Source organism: Proteus genomosp. 4 str. ATCC 51469 (genome assembly GCF_003144375.1).
Classification (GTDB): Bacteria; Pseudomonadota; Gammaproteobacteria; order Enterobacterales; family Enterobacteriaceae; genus Proteus.
This window is the reverse complement of the sequence record NZ_PENV01000011.1, coordinates 154,038-170,982: the sequence shown is the minus strand read 5'-3', so window position 1 is coordinate 170,982 and position 16,945 is coordinate 154,038. Positions and strand designations below refer to the sequence as shown.

The window sequence follows — 16,945 nt, the reverse complement described above, 5'->3', positions numbered from 1 at the left end:
TGGGTCTTTTTGAATTATTTAGCCTCTATTTTTATAAAGTAGAGGCATTTTTGTTTTATGAAGAAAAAAACTAAGTTGTAATTTTTTTGTATTATGTATTTTTTCATTAAAGATATTAAAAGTATTTTGTAGAATATCAGATAATAACTCCCCTTTTTCGCTTTCAACTACAATTCCTAAAAAAGGTTCAAAAAATCGAGATAAATCTTTAGGATTTATTGTAAATGCATTTTCTTTTTTACAATATCCACATCTATCATTAGTATGATTAAGGCCAATAGTTCTAATGATGGCAGAATCATGAAAACAATTAGAACAGCATAGTGTCATTTATCCACCTCAATATTAGAAGATAAATAATTACAAAGAGTTTCGATATGATGCTCAATGGAGATTTTCTTTAGTTGGCCAAGTCCTGGAAAATGTTTTTCATTATATAAATATGCAAGCTCTCTGGTTCCAAGTGTATTATCAAAAGTATTAGGATATGAATTTATAAAATTAATATATCTAGTTAAGGCTTCATGGAACTTACCGCCAGGGTTTGCTGGGCTATTACTTTTCTCAGAAGAAAAGTGTCTAATAAACATTTGGTTATAGTCTTTTTCTATATAAGAAAGGTGAATTGTTACCACATAAGCAGGACCTCCCGCTTCAGAATATTCAGCGCCAACAATTGCATAGTCACTGAAACCAATAACATTCGGTCTAGTCAAATAATTAATATGTAAATTGGAAAAACTTGAACGTTCTTTATAATCAGAATTTCTTGCTTTCTTTTGAAAAGGATCATCTATTAGAATAATGTTATTCTTTAATTGATAAAGTTTATCATCTACAGTTTGTTTTGGAATGATAGAGTAAGTAGAACGATTTAAATATTGGAAGTGTTTTTTCTCAAGGATATCAGCGATAAATATAGCATTTACAGTAGGCAATTCTTTAATTGTTCTTACTAGTGGTAATAAATTCTTTCTAACTGGCTCTATTATAGGTTTATAAATTTTATTATTTAATAAAGGTGCTAATTCACGTAATGCATTAAGTTCGAACTGCTTACCTCTTATAAAAGGGAAGTACATAAATCATCCTTACTTAGATATAAAGATAAAGTATTTCTAAAAACTTCTTGTTGAGCTGGAGATAACTTGAAGCTAATAGCCGAGTTAATTAATGATGATGGTAGTGATTCGAGCATGGAAAAATTTACTTTTCTATATTTTTTTAGTGCAGCTATATATAGTTTTCTTATGTCATCATTTGATGATTGATTGAAAATAGATAAACAGTGATTAAATAAATACATATTTGATGATACTATTTTTCTATTTGATAAATTTTCAGCAATATATACGTATTCTGCTTTTCTTAATGAATTAATCATTAGTTCTCTATCAATGTCTATTTTTATTTTATTAGCTTTTCGAATTTCTATCAGTGCATCTCTATTGGTTAATTCAATAATTCCAACATTTTCAGGAACTATAGATATTACTTTTTGAGTATGACTTTTATTACATACAACATATACTTTTTCAAAGATCTTGAGGTAGGTTGATATTTGTTCTGGTAATCGAACTAGAGAATCAAATTTAGTTTTTATTTCATAACAAGTAGTACATCCATTCACGATGACACAATCGGCTTTGTTATTGCCTACTCTCAATTCTGTTATCATGGTTGCGTTGTTATTGTGTTTTTTTTAAAATAGTTTTTGTGCAACAATATTCTTAAAAAATATTCTGATTTATAATCTTTTTTACATTGTTTAAATGTTGATTCAAAGATATCAGCTATTTTTATAGAGTGATTATTTAATGAAAGATAATTATTTATTAATGTATAAAGAAATGAAAAATCACCTTGAATAATCTTATGAATAGATTGACTCGTAAAAAGTTGTGAAGCCATTTTACTTTTAAGTGAATTGTGTTTCTTTGATCTATTATTCATTTCAATATATATCCGATAATTAATTATGATTGTATCATGATACTACTCGCTAAATAAAAAACATTTTTTATTAAAATTCATGAGGTTAATTAAATATTTTATATTTAATAACTTGAAAATGAAAACTTTATACTAAATAGGTATAAAATCTAGAGGGTAATCTAATAATTGAGAGAATAAACAGAAAATAGAATGTAACAATGAAATAAAAATTATTCTTATCAATCAAAACCGATAACCAATACTGGCGATAAGTGCTTTGCTTGGATGGCTTTTTCCTTCTATTTTGAAATAACTGCCCTCATAACCTAAAGTAAGTGTAATATTTTGTGGTGATGTTAACGTGATACCCGTTCCCCAACTTACTGATTTAGATGAGTGATCTTTATTTATATTTTCTGGTATTTGATAACTCATACCACTTACCCCAATAACGCCGTATAGTTCAACGAAAGGTGTTAATGCATAAGCTGGACCCATTGCAAGTGAGGCATAACGTAATCTCTCATTATGAAATAACGATCTGTGAGCTATCGTTCCTGAAAGTTGTAGAGAGATTTTTTTATTCGTATTAGTAAATTGATACTTCATATTGATCCCATTAGCTGTGGGTAAATCTTTTATTTTGATATGAGCGTAGCCAATGGAAACTAGAGTATCATTGTTTTTTGCATAAATTGATGTGGTGAAAAATAAAGAAAAAGGTAAGCAAGCTAATAATAAAATATTTTTCATAAATATAGTTTTAAATTATAAGTTAATAGAAAGCACATATCATAAAATAATATGTGCTTAAGTTTATTTAAAAACGATAACCAATATTAGCAATAAAACCATCTAAAATAATTCGATTATCGGTATCTTTGAATTTAAAACGGCTATTTTCATAACCAAGAGAGATTGAAACCATTTCAGCTGGATTAATGATTAAGCCTGCGCCCCAACTAAATGCATTTTTCTTTAATTTTTTTAATTCTGAGCTTTCAGATTTAAATTGAATTTGGCTCATACCCGCAGTGCCATAAACACTTACAAAATCATTTAGACGTAATGTAGGGCCCGCCATTACAGAGTAATAACGTGCATTGACATCTTTAAAGAAACTATTAACAGGCTTATTCAAATCATATTCATTTTGAGCATAAGTAGCTGTTGCTAAAATACCAAATTGTGAATTGATTTCTTGACGAATAGAAAAGACACCACCGTGCATTGGATCTTGACCCGCCATTTTGACTTGTGCATAACCCGCTGAAAGTGTGGTTTTATCTAATTTAAAATCATTTTGAGCATAAACAGAAGAGGTAGTTAATAAGCCACTAATAAATAAAGTTGATAATAATTTTGTTTTCATTAGTTATATCCCATAAATAAAAAACGGAGAACGTATTATGAAGCGGGGGGATTATAATAATGAGTTTGTTTTGAATGGAATAAAAAAGAGCACATATATTTAAATAAGGTTATTTTATTAAAGTATCTAATTATTTATTAAATAATTAACATAAATTAATTCTAATTAGTAATAGAAATCAATAATAAAATGAAGAAGTAGATATAAAAGGGAAAGGCTCTCTATTACCTAGAGAGCCTTTGAGGATTTATTTAAGTCCTAGATCACTTTGTAGACTAATGACTTGATTTTGTAAATTCTCTAATTCAAGCTGTTTTTCCATCACCGATTTTGATGGGTTGTTTTGTGCCGCTTTCATTTGCTTATCAATTTCATTGATCTGCTTTTGAATATCATTTTGCCCTTTGGTTTTTTGGCGAATTTGATTTAACAGATTATTCATTGATTGACTTAATGCACGTTGACTAGCTTGTTTACTTTTTAGATCTGCATTGGTCTGTTGTTTTTCTTTCTCAATGGCAGCAAGAACGGCTTTAAACTCGGTGTTTAATGCTTGTTCATTACCCAAAATTGCTTTTTTTTGTTCAATGCGATTGTCATAAGTCCCTGAATAATTACAGTTAAATTTGGTAATTATACTGACATCACCCGTTGTTGGGTCACAATCAGCGGGATTGGTGACACAACCGCTTAAGAGTAAGGTCATGCCAACAAGGGAAAGAGGTAAAAATTTCATTATCATCCTTTTTAACGTTAACTAAGTTTTATTGCTGTACGTTGGGTATAAAGGCTATCAAGTTCTTCTTGTAAAGAGGTTACTTGTTGTTTCATCCCATTGATTTGTTTATCAAGCTGTGCCGTCTTTAGGCCATCTTGACGACTTTGCGCAGCGATATCACGCCATTCACCTTCACGTTTTTTCATATCTGCTAAACGAGAGCGAAGTGCTGCAATATTGGCATCAATACCTTTTAATTGTTTTTCAGCAGCGGCTTTATTAAGGCGTTGTTGTTTCATATCTTGCTCAATTTTTGCCAACGCTCTTTTATCGTCGTTGATTACGGCTCTTGCAGTATTTGAGGCACTTTGTAGGCGTTGATTCTCTTTTTTCACATCCTCTATCATCGAGTTGAGCATTTCTTCTTTCGAGGCGTAGTTTTGGCGCTTATTGTCTAAATAGGCATTTGCACCAATACCGACACCACAACCTGCGACCGCTGCGATAATCATACAGGCGCCTTTGTTATCAACATTAGCTACTAGGCAACTTAATGCACCAATAGCTGCACCACCAGCACAAGCCCCAATGCCAGATTTACTGAAAAACTCCATATCACTGTTATTTTTCAAACGTGGATCAGCACCACTATTACTTTGACACCCTGATAAAGCAAGTACGGCACTAATGCCAAGTACAGCCATGAGTCGTTTATTCATACCACACCTATCCCAAAGTCTCTGTTATTGTTTTTTGCACGCTTCAAGCCATTCATTCCGTGAAACTTTACCGTTAGCCCAATATCCTTGGAGTCCCTGCATATATGTTGAAAGGTACGTATTTAAATTCGATTTACCTCTGGCTTCCATTAATTGGCGTACAACGTCAATTTGCGGTTTAACTAAAGAGGCATCATATGTGGTTGCCATATCCACTAATGTGTCTGCGTAATAGCTCACAACAAAGTCGAGCGTTTTTTTATGTTCGTTAACTTGCTCTTGACGTCGTTCACATGTGGCATCTTTAGTGCCTGGAGGGCAGTTTTTTTCATGTAATGCGATTAATCTGTCATAGAACTCGCCATCATCTTTTAATTTGGTACATAAAAAAGCACCTAATTGTAGTGAGGTTCGGATGGCTTGATCTCGCTGTTCATCTCGTAGTTGTGCATTTGCCCGCAAGCTATTTTTTAATTCAGCTAATTGTTTTTTCAATGCTTCATCTTGTACTTGGGTCGAGAGTGTATTTAGGCTATTGATAGAGTTATCGCTATTAGTTTTTGAGTTGTTGCTTGCTGGTTTCTCATTGCCTAATTGCTGCCACTCTTTTTCTATCTCTTTGATTTTGTCGCGAGATGTTAATGCTGGAGCAACAATGGCTAAACGAAAACCAGTATATTTATTTTTATTCGCACCCGTATTGGTGTAATAAGGCTCTTCTTGACGCCATGAACTGCGCATATCACTCTCTGGTGTTAGATAACTACCACCACGTACAATAAATCCACCTGCTTGTCCGTGTAAGCGGTCGAGTTTATTTAATCTAAAAGGCTCAAACATCATTTCAGCAACATTACCCAACATATCATGTAAGCCTAATGGGTTGGGTGATAACAAACCGGTGAGTTGTAATGAACCGTTAGAGGATTGGCTGCCTGCTGACCAAATATAATTTTTGGTACCTTCTGGCATTGGAAAACGCACATCACGAAACTCGGAGGCTGAGACTTTTAGGCCACCACGCACTGCAAATTCCCATTCAGTTTCTGTCGGCAATCTTGCAAAACCTTTTGCGCCATCTTCAACGGGTAATGCTTCTGGATGATGGCTTCTTAGCCATTGATTATATTGATCAGCGAACTGCATGGCTTCATACCAGCTAATATTCACTTTCGGTAAACGTAATTTATTTGAGGCAACCGGACACTCTTTACCATTAATGGTACTTTGCATGGCGTTATATTGCAGATCGGTAACGGGATATTTCGCCATAAGGTAATAACGGCCTTTTTCTTTGCCTTTTAGTGGGAAGCTACCCGCAATATGTTCAGCTCGTGATTGCTCTAAATAACCCCATTCATCACCTTCTTGTCCTAAAGTTACGCTGTAGTCTTGTAAAGGCTGGCTGAGAGGGATCGTCACTTGGCGAAAGACCATTGAACCTTCACAAGGGAAAGGCAAGATCACATCATCAGGTAAGGCTTTTGGGTTAACGAATTTGTCATCCCATTTGGCCGATGCCGTAAAACTGCTAGATAACAGCGCGAATGATAAAGTTAAAAGCGATAAATTAAATTTCACGTAAGCTCTCCGCAGGTTCAATTGAAACGGCACGTAATGCGCCAATACTTGCCACCACTAAGGCCACAAGTAAGGCACTGCACATAGCAATCAATAAATCCCCAAATGTTAACTGGCAAACAAAGGCTTGTTCAGGTAAATGGGTGCCTAATAATGTGGTAAATAAGGTGCTACCAATGCCATAAAGCCCAAGGGCTAAAATAAAGGCAACGCTCGTTAATAACAGCGCTTGCAATACAATATATAAAGAAACAGCAAACTGACGAAAACCCAGCAGGCGTAGGACTGCCATATCTTTGCGTTTACGGTCAATATTGGCAAGAAAGGCACCAATTAATGAGGCAATACAACCTAATAGTGAGACCCAAGCAATGACAGAGAAAATAACGTTAAGGACATAACTGATTGCTTTTACAGAATCTATTTGGCTTTTTTGTGTTATTACATCAATGTGTTGTTGCCGAAACCAATCATCTAATGGTGCGATGGCATCTAAATTTTTGGCATAAAGACGAGCTTTAGCAAACTGGGTTCTTGGTTTTGCCTCAACACCTTGTGTAATACCAAAAAGAGGGGCTTGATAACCATCTCGGTAATCTTCCATCGCCACTAAAACATCAAGAGAAACAAAGGCTGCAGCTCTTGAAAATTTACTATCACTGATAATGGCAGCAACAGTAAAGGTACGTTTGGCACGTTCATTGACGCCATTAAGCTTACGGCTGATAAATAAGCGCACACTATCACCGACATTCGCCTGTAGTTTTTGTGCAGCATTGGCAGAGAGCACTAATGTGTCTGCATTTTGGGGTATAGCCACACCCTCTAATAAAGGATCGTTCTCTGCTGTTGGTATGATTTCCGCATTATCAATAAAATGTTGTCCATCAATCACAATATCGGCTTGTGTGTTTAAGCTACGTGTTAATGGGATAACAAAACGTACTTCATCTTTCTGCGCAATATTATTAAACCAACTTTGTGGATAATTACCATTGCCTAACATACGTATTTCAAGGTTACGAGGATCATTTAACAGTTGATTGTGAAGCTGCGTCACGATGCCATTTTTTAACCCAAACAGCAGTAGCAGTGGTGCAATAACCGAGACTAAAGAGAACACAATACATAATGCGACTTTGCGATCATAAATTAAGTCGCGCCAAGCGAGTGAGCTAAGTAAGCCTAGGCGATTAGGATTGGCGCTATTGTTTGATAAAGACACTACCGCCCCCTTCGAGTTGTGCATGATAGTGGCTAAACCCAAAACGCTCGACTAAAGACCAATCGTGGCTAACAACCAGTGCAGAGATCTCCAGTTGTTTTACCATCTCTACAATGAGTGCATACAGCGCTTGCGCATTATGGGGATCAAGGGCTGCTGTGGGCTCATCAGCAAGTAATAAAGCGGGCTCGTGTGCAATGGCGCGAATAAACGCTACGCGTTGGCGTTCACCAATGGAGAGTTGGCGAGGAAGACGAGTTAACAATGGGCGTAATTGCAGATGGTCAATTGCGTGATCAAGCCAAGCGGAGTGTGGCGTTAATCCCAGCATTTTGCGAGGTAATTGAATATTTTGCATGACGGTTAAAAAGGGAAGTAATCCGCCACTTTGGAGCATAAAACCCAATTTCTCGGCACGTAATGATGCGAGTTGTGTCTGCTCATTACTTAACACCGCTTGCGTGATAATTAATTCATCACCGAGTTGAAAATGGGTCAATTCATCTGGGCGTAAGATCAACCCTATCATTTCTAATAAGGTACTTTTACCACAACCACTTAATCCGGTTAGCGCGCCGATTTCCCCTTTTTCAAGCGTCAATGAAGGAAGCGCAACACGAAAACCATGTTGCGCATCACCGCGCGTAATTGCCATACCTTCAATCTGGATCATTAAGGTAGGTTTTCCAGTGGAACAGGGTAAACGTGATCGCGCGGATCACTTTGTGGTGCAAGGGATATCCAACGATCAACATCTTCATTATAACGTTGATAGTATTGTAATTTTGTATTGAGACGACGGATAAACTTCTCTTGCTCAAGGCCATCCCAGCTTTTCCATGTCTCTTCATCTAAACCTAAAACTTCACTTAAATAAGGTAGATTTTCTACGTATTCACCCAGTAAACCCATTTCACCCAATTTAGTCGCAGAACCTTGTTTGATTTGATTAGGATCGTTACCCATAGTGGCGGCAATTGAACGCAAATCAGCAAACATATTGTCAGGTGAGATCAAACCTTCGTTAGCCGCATTAACAATTTTTTTCATCACGTCACTTAAATCGCTAAGCTCACTTTTGGTCAATAACACTTGTACTTCTGTTGTTGGGATATTTTGCTGTAATAAATCTCGATCACTTATCCACGCTTTAAAGACTGGAGGTGCTTTTGTGCCCTGTTTTTCACCTAAATATGCTAAACGCATGGCATAACCTAAATCATGCGCATCGTTAAGTAAGGTATCAGTTTCTTTATTTTTGCTATAAGTAGGATCGGCATTTAATGCACTGCCTACAGTGGCTTCACCACGATAAGCGGTTTGAATTTGCGTGGTTACAGCAGTTGCTAAACTGTCTACCATACGACCAAAACTATTTACATCTCCTGAGTTGATAGGGTAGTAAAGCGATTTGTGTAAGAACGGATTAAGCGTTAATGCTTCATATTGCGCTTGTGCCGAAGCATGATTTTTTGCTCCAGATGGGGTTTTTAAATGCAGGGTATAAAGTGCAACACCACGATAAGCGGCTTCTTGGCGAATTTGTTCAGCATCAAGTTTAGTTGATGACAGAGGATCATCTCCCGTTAATGCTCCCGCGTCAGTGATTAAAATAACGTAACGCGCACCAAAACGAGTCCAATCAACATCATCAAGGGCTTGCATAACACCCGCATATGCATCTTCATCAAAACGACTACTTGAGACTTTAGCTTGGCGTAATTCTTTAACTTTATTTAAGAAATCAGGGCCATCTTTTACGTCATTGGGGTTTACAAACATTTTGCTATCGTATTCCAATGCGGGAACGGCTTTGATATTAGAGCGAAACGCCACTAAACCAAATTTTACCTTATCCAACATGTTGTCTTTTTCGACTTGTGCATAAACTTTCTGAATCGCTTCTTTGGTTCTATCAATGTAAGGGTCCATTGATATTGTCGAGTCGATAACAAACACGACAGCCGCAGAGAAACCTTGCATCATATTGTCAGCATCTTTGCTGTCTGGTGTTGCTGGTTTTGTACTGTTTGCAGTTGCATTTGTATTCTGTGCATCTTTGCTGTCTTTGGTTTGTGAAGAGACAGATGCCACATTGAGCACTCGCACTTTATAGCCCGCATCAGTAAAGACTTCATCTGAGCCTAATACAGGTAGCAGATAAAAATTACTTTTTTGATCAATCATATAATCAGGCTCTTTAGCTAAAACAGCCGGATTAACTTTTTGATTTTTGATATCAGCTAAAAAAGGTTGATACTGCTTTTCGGGAGTAGGGCTTTCAAGTAAGCCTTCAACCGTTTGCTTATCTTTGAAAAATAGCATTGGGTTACGACCCGCTGGGTTAGTAAAAGCCAGCGTTAATTGCATTTTCCATTCAGATGTGCAGCTTGCATTCATCCAACCGCTAATATGACCCAAGCTATCAGGGCCGACTTGTAGCCACTCATTGGCGCCTTGTTTTTGACGCTGATATACATAAAAACGGCTAAATGCGGGTTGTTCTTTACCTGCTGCGCCAATTGTGTCCGCCACTTGGCAACCTGGGTAGGTTAATACACGCTGATAGAGAGTCTTTTTACCCTCTTGTAATAGCGGTTTTTTCTCTTCAGCACTTGCCGGTGCTGTCAGAATTAAACCACTGAGAATAAGAGTAAGCCAATGCGCCTTTTTCATACGACTTTCCTATTTTTTCAGTGCTTCAAGACGCGCTTTTGCGTCACTGTTTTGTGAGTCATGATTAAGAACAGCTTCGTACCAATAGATGGCCGTTTCTTTGTCTGCACCAAAGCAACCTTGTGCTGACGCGGTTTCTGGATCGTATTCACGAGCATAATTTAGTGCGATTTCAACATCACCTGATTGTGCTTTATATGCATATAAACGCTGAGCAACGTCACATTGATTGTTCTGTTTAGCTTGTTCAATCGTTGTAAGAATAGTTTTGCTATCTGGTTGGCTCTGTATACAACTTTGTACAAAAGCGAGCGCCGTACCTGATTTCATATTTTCAACACTACACACACTTGGTGTTGATGGCTCTGGTGTCGGTTGTGGCGCGGGTTCGCCTGCTGGATTGCCTCTTAGTAAGAAGAACCACGTTAAGATACCCGCTAAAATTAAGATCAAGATAATCGCTAAAATTAAACCAATTTTAGATTTTTTTGGTGTAGGTGGTGTCGGCCGTTGTGGCGGTTCATCTACCTTAATTTCAGGAATAATCGGCTCAGGTTCAGGCTCTTTGACTACTTCAGGCTCCGGCTCCGGTGATGTTTCGATAATAGGAGTTGGTGGAACAGCTTGAGTATCTAATGTCGCCGTTGATTTTAATGCTTCACTTTGACCTTGTGCTTGAGAGGCTAATACACCATCACGAATACGTAATCGGCCAATATCTTGTGTTTCATTATCGTCTTTTAACGTAAATTGATAGGCCATTTGTAAGTTGCTAACAAGGGGATCAACTAACGTTTTATCAAGAACGATTTGATAGCCTTCCTCGGCATCTTCAAGAGCAAGCTGGTGGAAAAAGGCATTACCTACCCACTCCCCTTTATCATTTAAGAAATAGCGATCTTGGTTACGCTGAATGCTTAAATAAACAGGGGAAGCATCACCTTCCCAATTTCGAATACTTAATACCGCAAAGCCAGGACGAGCAGGTTGTACGGGTTTTAATTCTGGATTAAACACGAATTATGACTCCACGACGGATGATTTCATGGTTTGAATGATTTGGCCTAACTGTGCGTTTTGTTCAGCACTGATTTCTCTTCCAGCTGAATGTCCTGCGTTCTCAGTAATAATCGCTGATAAAGCGATAAGCCAATCAATTACAAATAAAAGGGTATAGTTAACAGGGTTAGTGGGTAAGCGGACTAAACGCTCATCATCACCCCATTGCACGCTAGTGTTATCGGGTCTTTCAAAGATCTTATGACCTGCATTGATTTTGCTATCTGGCTTCTCAACACCGTTATCTTTGAAATTAAACCAAGTAATAAAATCACCCAGTACATTATAAACGCGAGAGGATTGCTGTTCGGCTAAGTCATCACGACGGGCAATGGCTTCTGTTCCTGCCAAAGTTTTCAACATACGTTGTTCAACACCAAGACGATTGATAGCTGTAATAAGCTCATCAACTAACAGAACCATAATTTCTTGGTCGATGCCTAGATAGGTTAATAATGTACTGTTATCAGGCAGACTACGTAGATGATTTATCCATAATGCCATCACTTTTTTAGGGTAGGTAACCTCGTTGCCGTGGCCTTTGGGAGCTTCATCTTCTTCTGGCACCAAAGAGATTGGCGCATCGCTAAAGAGATCAAAAGTCGGTTGTTCCATAGCGGCAAAGGCAGAAACTGGGACCTGTGTTGCTTTTTTGTTGTCAGAAAGAGTATCGACAACCTCTTTTTCCTGCATATACAGGTCGTAGAGAGATTTACGAGAAGGCAACAGGTAATCTAGTAATGCACCTTGTAAATAAGGGCGACTTTGCATAAAACGCAAAATAGTCGCGGCATTACGGCGTTTTACCTGTAATTCCTCTTCACCACCTGATTGATACCATTTTTCAAGATGATGACCGATTAAATCACGTTGAATTTCTTGCAGTTGCTCACTGATACGTTCAAGTTTTAGTGATTTTAAGGCAACGGTTTCAAGATAATCAGCAAGGCGTTGCATACCACCATCGTTAAGCGACAACATGGCATCCCATGCTTGGTCTGGTTCACGAATGTAACGTTGGACAGTTTCATCTTCAGCAAAGGTTTTTTTCATCAGATGTAATTGTGAAACACTATCTTCATTTAGAACCGTTTCTTTACCATTACTGATTTGAATAAACGGAGTGGGTACGCCCGGTTTACGTACTAAAAAGGTGTTATTAAACGCTTCACCATTAATCCAATCTGATGACATCCATTCATATTGACCAAAGCGCTCTAACATCGCCATTTTTATCATGCCACCTTTACCCCATGATTGGCGTAATAACGCTTCATTCATGGTTAAGGAGTTGGTAATACGCATATCAAACATGGTCATTGCCCAAATCAAGCCAGAAGGGCGTTTAGCACGAGTTTGTGCATCTTTACCTTGCGTGTTATTGATCCATTCTGTGAGTACGGCACCGACTTCTTTTACATCGGATTGTTTGTTTGATGCGGTACAAACCACCAGTACATTCATTTCTTGGTTATCGGTATAACGCTCAAACAGATAGGCGACTTTACCCCGAAGAATAAGTTGAGCGAGTGGGTTTGCGCTATCATCATTGACTTGACGGCGCACATCCGCCATGGTTTCAACCCCTAAACGTCCGCGATAACCCGGAAAATCTAGTAGCTCAACCTGTTCAAACAGCGTTTTGCTTGGTGCATCTAATAATGGTACGACTAATTCAACGGTGAGCGCGGTCAGTTCCGCTAAAGAAAGGGTTACAGGGGCATCAATACGATCACCATGAACAGGGCAAATGCTGATCTGGCTATCATTGGCAGTATTGAGACGCTCTAGCATATCTACGTTCATAATACTGTCGTTTTGTACTAACACACCGTCTTGTTCTTTGACTAAAGAAGAAAGTGGAGCCAAAACTAATGGTGCATTGCCTAAAGAGGCAAGTGTGGTACTAAAACGCTGATAAGCCGATGTCAGTTCTGCAATGTCGCCCCATAACACTGAAAATAACTTAGCACGTTGGGCTATGCTGAGATAAGGTGCTAATTCAATCGCTTTAGGCCAATAGGTTGTTGCTAATTTTTTCTGGCTTTTTTCGGCGTGACGTTGCAGATAATCCCATAATGAAACGACATCATCGTGCGTAATACCTGCGACAGTTGTGGCACTACATTGTGAACTTAATGAACTGATTAAACGAGAGATTTTTTCTTCATCTAATTCAAAATCAATTTTTTCCTGATTAAAGTCATACAGGTAAGCATTAGCAAGGATCTTAACAATTTCAATTTCGCTAAAAAGGTGTAGCTCTACTGGAAACTCTTGCGTACCTTTCGTTGCTTTGCGACTAAAGCGAGTGACTAATCCTGTAGCCTCTTTGCCGCCGCCAGGTGGGTTGATATGGTCGATAAAATCAAGAGTTTTACCTGACATGCTGGTTCTTAAACGACCTTCTTGTCCCGCAGCAAGGGCTGAGATCAGGTACGATTTTCCTGCTTGAGACAGACCAAAGAAGCCGACTGACATTGGGCGTTGGGTCGCTAAGCTGAGGTTCTTTGCCATATTACGGCTACGACGCAGGCGATAGATAAGGCTATCTGCTTCTGTATTTAAACGAGGTGCATTACCTCTTACTGCGCTAACCCAATCAATGGCTTTGCCTGCACCTTGATAAATGGCATCCCATTTAGCTGTTAACTGTTTTTCATCCATCATATTCATTTACCTAGTACACTCCCGCTATCCAGCCAATAGGATGTTTCGCCAATACCACTGTCTGCTAACGTATTGAGTTTGAAGCTTAAACCACTCTTATTAACGCCACCTTTACCATTAATGAGCTCCATTTCTTCAATACGTAATTTTTCAGATTTATTGTCATTATTATGGCTAGAGGCTCCGCGCTCTTCTCCTAGCTTGATATGCAATACGCTGTCTTCTTGGCTTAATTGTTGTGCCAATTTCGGATTTTTAATGCGTAATGTATAGAGTGGCGAGGCTGGCCAACGGGCATTATCTAATTGACGGAAACCTAAACGTATCCCGCCTCTGACTTCAAAATAGGTATCTGGATCAGGCTCAAACTTATCCTGGATATCTCGGTAATAAACGTCATTATCAGAAATGGTGTTGTTATTATCCAACATCCCTAAATAACGCACTGTTGAGTAAGTTTTAAAATTACCTGTTGAGAAATAGAAGTTGAGCAAACGTGCATTTTCAGCCATTAAACACAACATCGCACCAACCGCAGCCGTTGATTTTGGATCATCAATGCGGCCTTTTTTGTTAAACGGATACCAACCACCCGTTTTGTAACCATGTAATGGCAATATACGAGAAGGTGGTACAGGCTGTAATACTTTTAACAGTGCTTGAATACCTGGTAAGCGAGAAGGGCGGCCTGTGAGTAGTAAAACATCACAGGAGTAGTAATAAAGCACCTCACACAGTGCTTTTAAACTACGGGTGATGTTAATACGTTCACCTGAAATAAATTCAGCGTGTAGTTGTGTAAAGTTAATTTGCACTGGCACATTCAAGATAGAGAAACTATCTCCGCCACCTAACTCTTTATTGGCGGCATCGTCAATATAACGTCGCACATGCTCTGTTGGTTGAACATTTAGCAATTCGCCAAAGGTGCTGTTAATGCCTTCATGAGGCACTAATGGATCGAAGTTTTCGTATTGGCTTAAAATACGTAATCCAATTGGATTGAAGATTTGTAAGGTAAGCTGTTGGCGCAACACTTGCTGACCCGCATCTAAACCTTCACTACCAAAAAGAGAAGACATCAGGGCATCGGCATCAGAAATACCCGCGTCTGTTAATGCGGTGCGTAATGCTGGCAAAACACAAATCTGGATGATATCTAATAAAATATCATCACCCGCAATTTTGAATCCTTCGCGGAATAATTGTGTTGGAATAATTTTGACGTTACTTCCTGTTCCCGTATCCAGTTTATAGCGAGTGATAACGAGATCGGTTGTGCCACCACCAATATCAATTGAGGCAATTTTTAATGTGCTATCACCCGTTAATGCTCGGTTATCTTCCCTCACTTGGCTGGCAAAAAAAGCCTCTGTGCGCTCACCAAATTTAATTTGAGTTTCGTTGTAGAGATAAACTAATTGACCACAAGTGGCTTCATCCCACTTAACGTGGATATTAGGCATGGGTATGCGACATTGGGTATCTTTGCCATCAAAATTCAGTTTTTCGTCAGTCGGATCCCAATTCATTGCTTTCCAAATTAAGCCTAATGCGTTTTCCATGCATGTTTCAAAAATAGCACGCTCTGGTTTTGGCATTGCGGGTGGAATAGTCAAAATGATATTGCGTAATTGACGAGGCGCACTTGCGTGACTCATTTTAAGACGCTGAGCCGGGCTGTTCATTTGCGTTAATGCCTGAGCTAACACTTCGGTTAACATCATGGTCATTAATGAACTACGTGTGTAGTTTGGCGTAAAGACAGGCATGCGCAAGTCAGGCTCTAAACGGAATAACGGTTCACCATGATCGTTAAGCAGATAGGTCATAGGTACAGCAGTTGCTAATGGTTCTCTGTCTGTTTGACCAAAGGAGCGACTAAAGCGCCAACCTGGAGAATACGGCGAATCATCCCATAAATAACGTTTAGGGCTTGAAATACCTGTTGAGCCTTCGGTTCCTAAGCGTTGTGCCGCCATGCGGTTAGCTTCAGGGCCAACGCGACCAATAGTTGGCCACATAAAGGCATTATTTCGCCCACTACTGACTGAAAAGTCTTGTTTACCAAATTCTGCTTGCGCAAATTCAACACGGCTTTCAAAAGGCTCGTTGTAGATTTGATAAGGGTGGCTTAAATCACGCAATGTCATTTCATAAAGTTGAGTTAACCCTTTATTATCATTGATATGATCTTCAATTAAGATCCCACATGTACGTGAGTTACCCACATCAAGAATAAGGTCAACTTCAATGGCAGGCTCTTGCGGTTTGGTTTCATTAATTTTGATCTCAGGTAAGTGGAGTTTCTCACCTAAGATATTGAGCAAATTGAGATAATGTGCTTGATGTTGAAACTCTTTAATCGCTTCTTCAAGTTCATCATGGTATATCTTAGTGACCGCTAGCGCTCTTTCACTAAAGACTTCCTTTAACCAACCATCAATCCAAGGTGTTTCAAGGAAATTTTCCACCTCATAACCTAGATAAGCTAGTGCAAAAGCAACACCAGAACGAACATCTTCTTCGTTTGGTGCTAGATAAGCTGTATTCGTGCGATTGGGTTCAATGCGAGTATCAAAAGCCACTACAATGCGATGTGTATGCCCGTCTTCATCTGGCTCTGGCAGTTGGTGAAACATCATTCTCACCCAGTTATCAGGGCCTTGAGAGAATGAACGTGGCGGATTAAAGCGGAAAAATGGTACTGGTAACCAAGTGTCATTGAGTAAATTTAATGACTCATCAAGAGAGAAGCTAAATTCTGCTTCTCTAGGCGTTTGTGGTTGATTTTTCGGTGCTGGATAAAGATAGTTATCGTCTCGCTCATTGTAGATGAGTCGCATTAACGGGCCGTTTTCACCTTTTTTAACAAACTCACCGTACTCTTTGCGCTGTGGTAGCGTAAAACCAAAATCCAGAAACTGAATATTGCTGTCACGGATAAGGGTAATTTTATCTTTATAATCGGTCAGTGGCGCTAACATGAA

13 protein-coding genes and 1 pseudogene are annotated in these 16,945 nt (G+C 38.6%); all 14 read right to left on the bottom strand.

Annotation, left to right across the window (positions count from 1 at the left end; all coding sequences use genetic code 11):
- Window positions 1-18: 18 nt before the first annotated feature.
- Entirely contained in the window at window positions 19-330 is a 312-nt protein-coding gene (locus tag DK866_RS11625) for a hypothetical protein (RefSeq protein WP_109409024.1), read from the bottom strand.
- A complete protein-coding gene (locus tag DK866_RS11620; protein WP_109409023.1) occupies window positions 327-1,082 on the bottom strand; it encodes a sce7725 family protein in 756 nt (251 codons plus the stop codon). The genes DK866_RS11625 and DK866_RS11620 overlap by 4 nt, the downstream gene beginning before the upstream one ends.
- A pseudogene (locus DK866_RS11615) lies at window positions 1,064-1,687 on the bottom strand (sce7726 family protein); the annotation flags it as partial. The pseudogene DK866_RS11615 and the gene DK866_RS11620, both read right to left, overlap by 19 nt.
- 491 nt (window positions 1,688-2,178) lie before the next feature.
- Window positions 2,179-2,688, bottom strand: coding sequence for an outer membrane beta-barrel protein (locus DK866_RS11605; protein WP_109409020.1), 510 nt, complete (start codon window positions 2,686-2,688; stop codon window positions 2,179-2,181).
- Window positions 2,689-2,755: 67 nt separating this feature from the next.
- Entirely contained in the window at window positions 2,756-3,307 is a 552-nt protein-coding gene (locus tag DK866_RS11600; RefSeq protein WP_109409019.1) for an Ail/Lom family outer membrane beta-barrel protein, read from the bottom strand.
- Between the two features lie 247 nt (window positions 3,308-3,554).
- Window positions 3,555-4,043 carry a hypothetical protein gene (locus DK866_RS11595; protein ID WP_227336171.1) on the bottom strand — a complete coding sequence of 163 codons (489 nt, stop codon included), beginning with the start codon at window positions 4,041-4,043 and terminating at the stop codon, window positions 3,555-3,557.
- A 17-nt stretch (window positions 4,044-4,060) separates the two neighbouring features.
- Window positions 4,061-4,744, bottom strand: a complete 684-nt coding sequence (locus DK866_RS11590; RefSeq protein WP_109409018.1) for a hypothetical protein — start codon at window positions 4,742-4,744, stop codon at window positions 4,061-4,063.
- Between the two features lie 24 nt (window positions 4,745-4,768).
- The gene (locus tag DK866_RS11585) at window positions 4,769-6,325 is read right to left on the bottom strand and encodes a formylglycine-generating enzyme family protein (protein ID WP_208624179.1); all 1,557 of its coding nucleotides are present in this window, start codon (window positions 6,323-6,325) and stop codon (window positions 4,769-4,771) included.
- Window positions 6,315-7,550, bottom strand: coding sequence for an ABC transporter permease (locus tag DK866_RS11580; RefSeq protein ID WP_162557005.1), 1,236 nt, complete (start codon window positions 7,548-7,550; stop codon window positions 6,315-6,317). The genes DK866_RS11585 and DK866_RS11580 overlap by 11 nt, the downstream gene beginning before the upstream one ends.
- Window positions 7,531-8,223 (bottom strand): ABC transporter ATP-binding protein, encoded by a 693-nt coding sequence (locus DK866_RS11575; RefSeq protein WP_109409016.1) that lies wholly within the window; start codon window positions 8,221-8,223, stop codon window positions 7,531-7,533. Before DK866_RS11575 ends, DK866_RS11580 begins: the two co-directional genes overlap by 20 nt.
- Window positions 8,223-10,226 carry a vWA domain-containing protein gene (locus DK866_RS11570; RefSeq protein ID WP_109409015.1) on the bottom strand — a complete coding sequence of 668 codons (2,004 nt, stop codon included), beginning with the start codon at window positions 10,224-10,226 and terminating at the stop codon, window positions 8,223-8,225. Before DK866_RS11570 ends, DK866_RS11575 begins: the two co-directional genes overlap by 1 nt.
- A 9-nt stretch (window positions 10,227-10,235) precedes the next feature.
- Window positions 10,236-11,243, bottom strand: coding sequence for a hypothetical protein (locus DK866_RS11565; protein ID WP_109409014.1), 1,008 nt, complete (start codon window positions 11,241-11,243; stop codon window positions 10,236-10,238).
- 3 nt (window positions 11,244-11,246) lie between these two features.
- Window positions 11,247-13,955, bottom strand: a complete 2,709-nt coding sequence (locus tag DK866_RS11560) for a putative virulence factor (protein WP_244179696.1) — start codon at window positions 13,953-13,955, stop codon at window positions 11,247-11,249.
- 2 nt (window positions 13,956-13,957) lie between these two features.
- Entirely contained in the window at window positions 13,958-16,942 is a 2,985-nt protein-coding gene (locus tag DK866_RS11555) for a virulence factor SrfB (protein WP_109409012.1), read from the bottom strand.
- Between the last annotated feature and the right edge of the window lie 3 nt (window positions 16,943-16,945).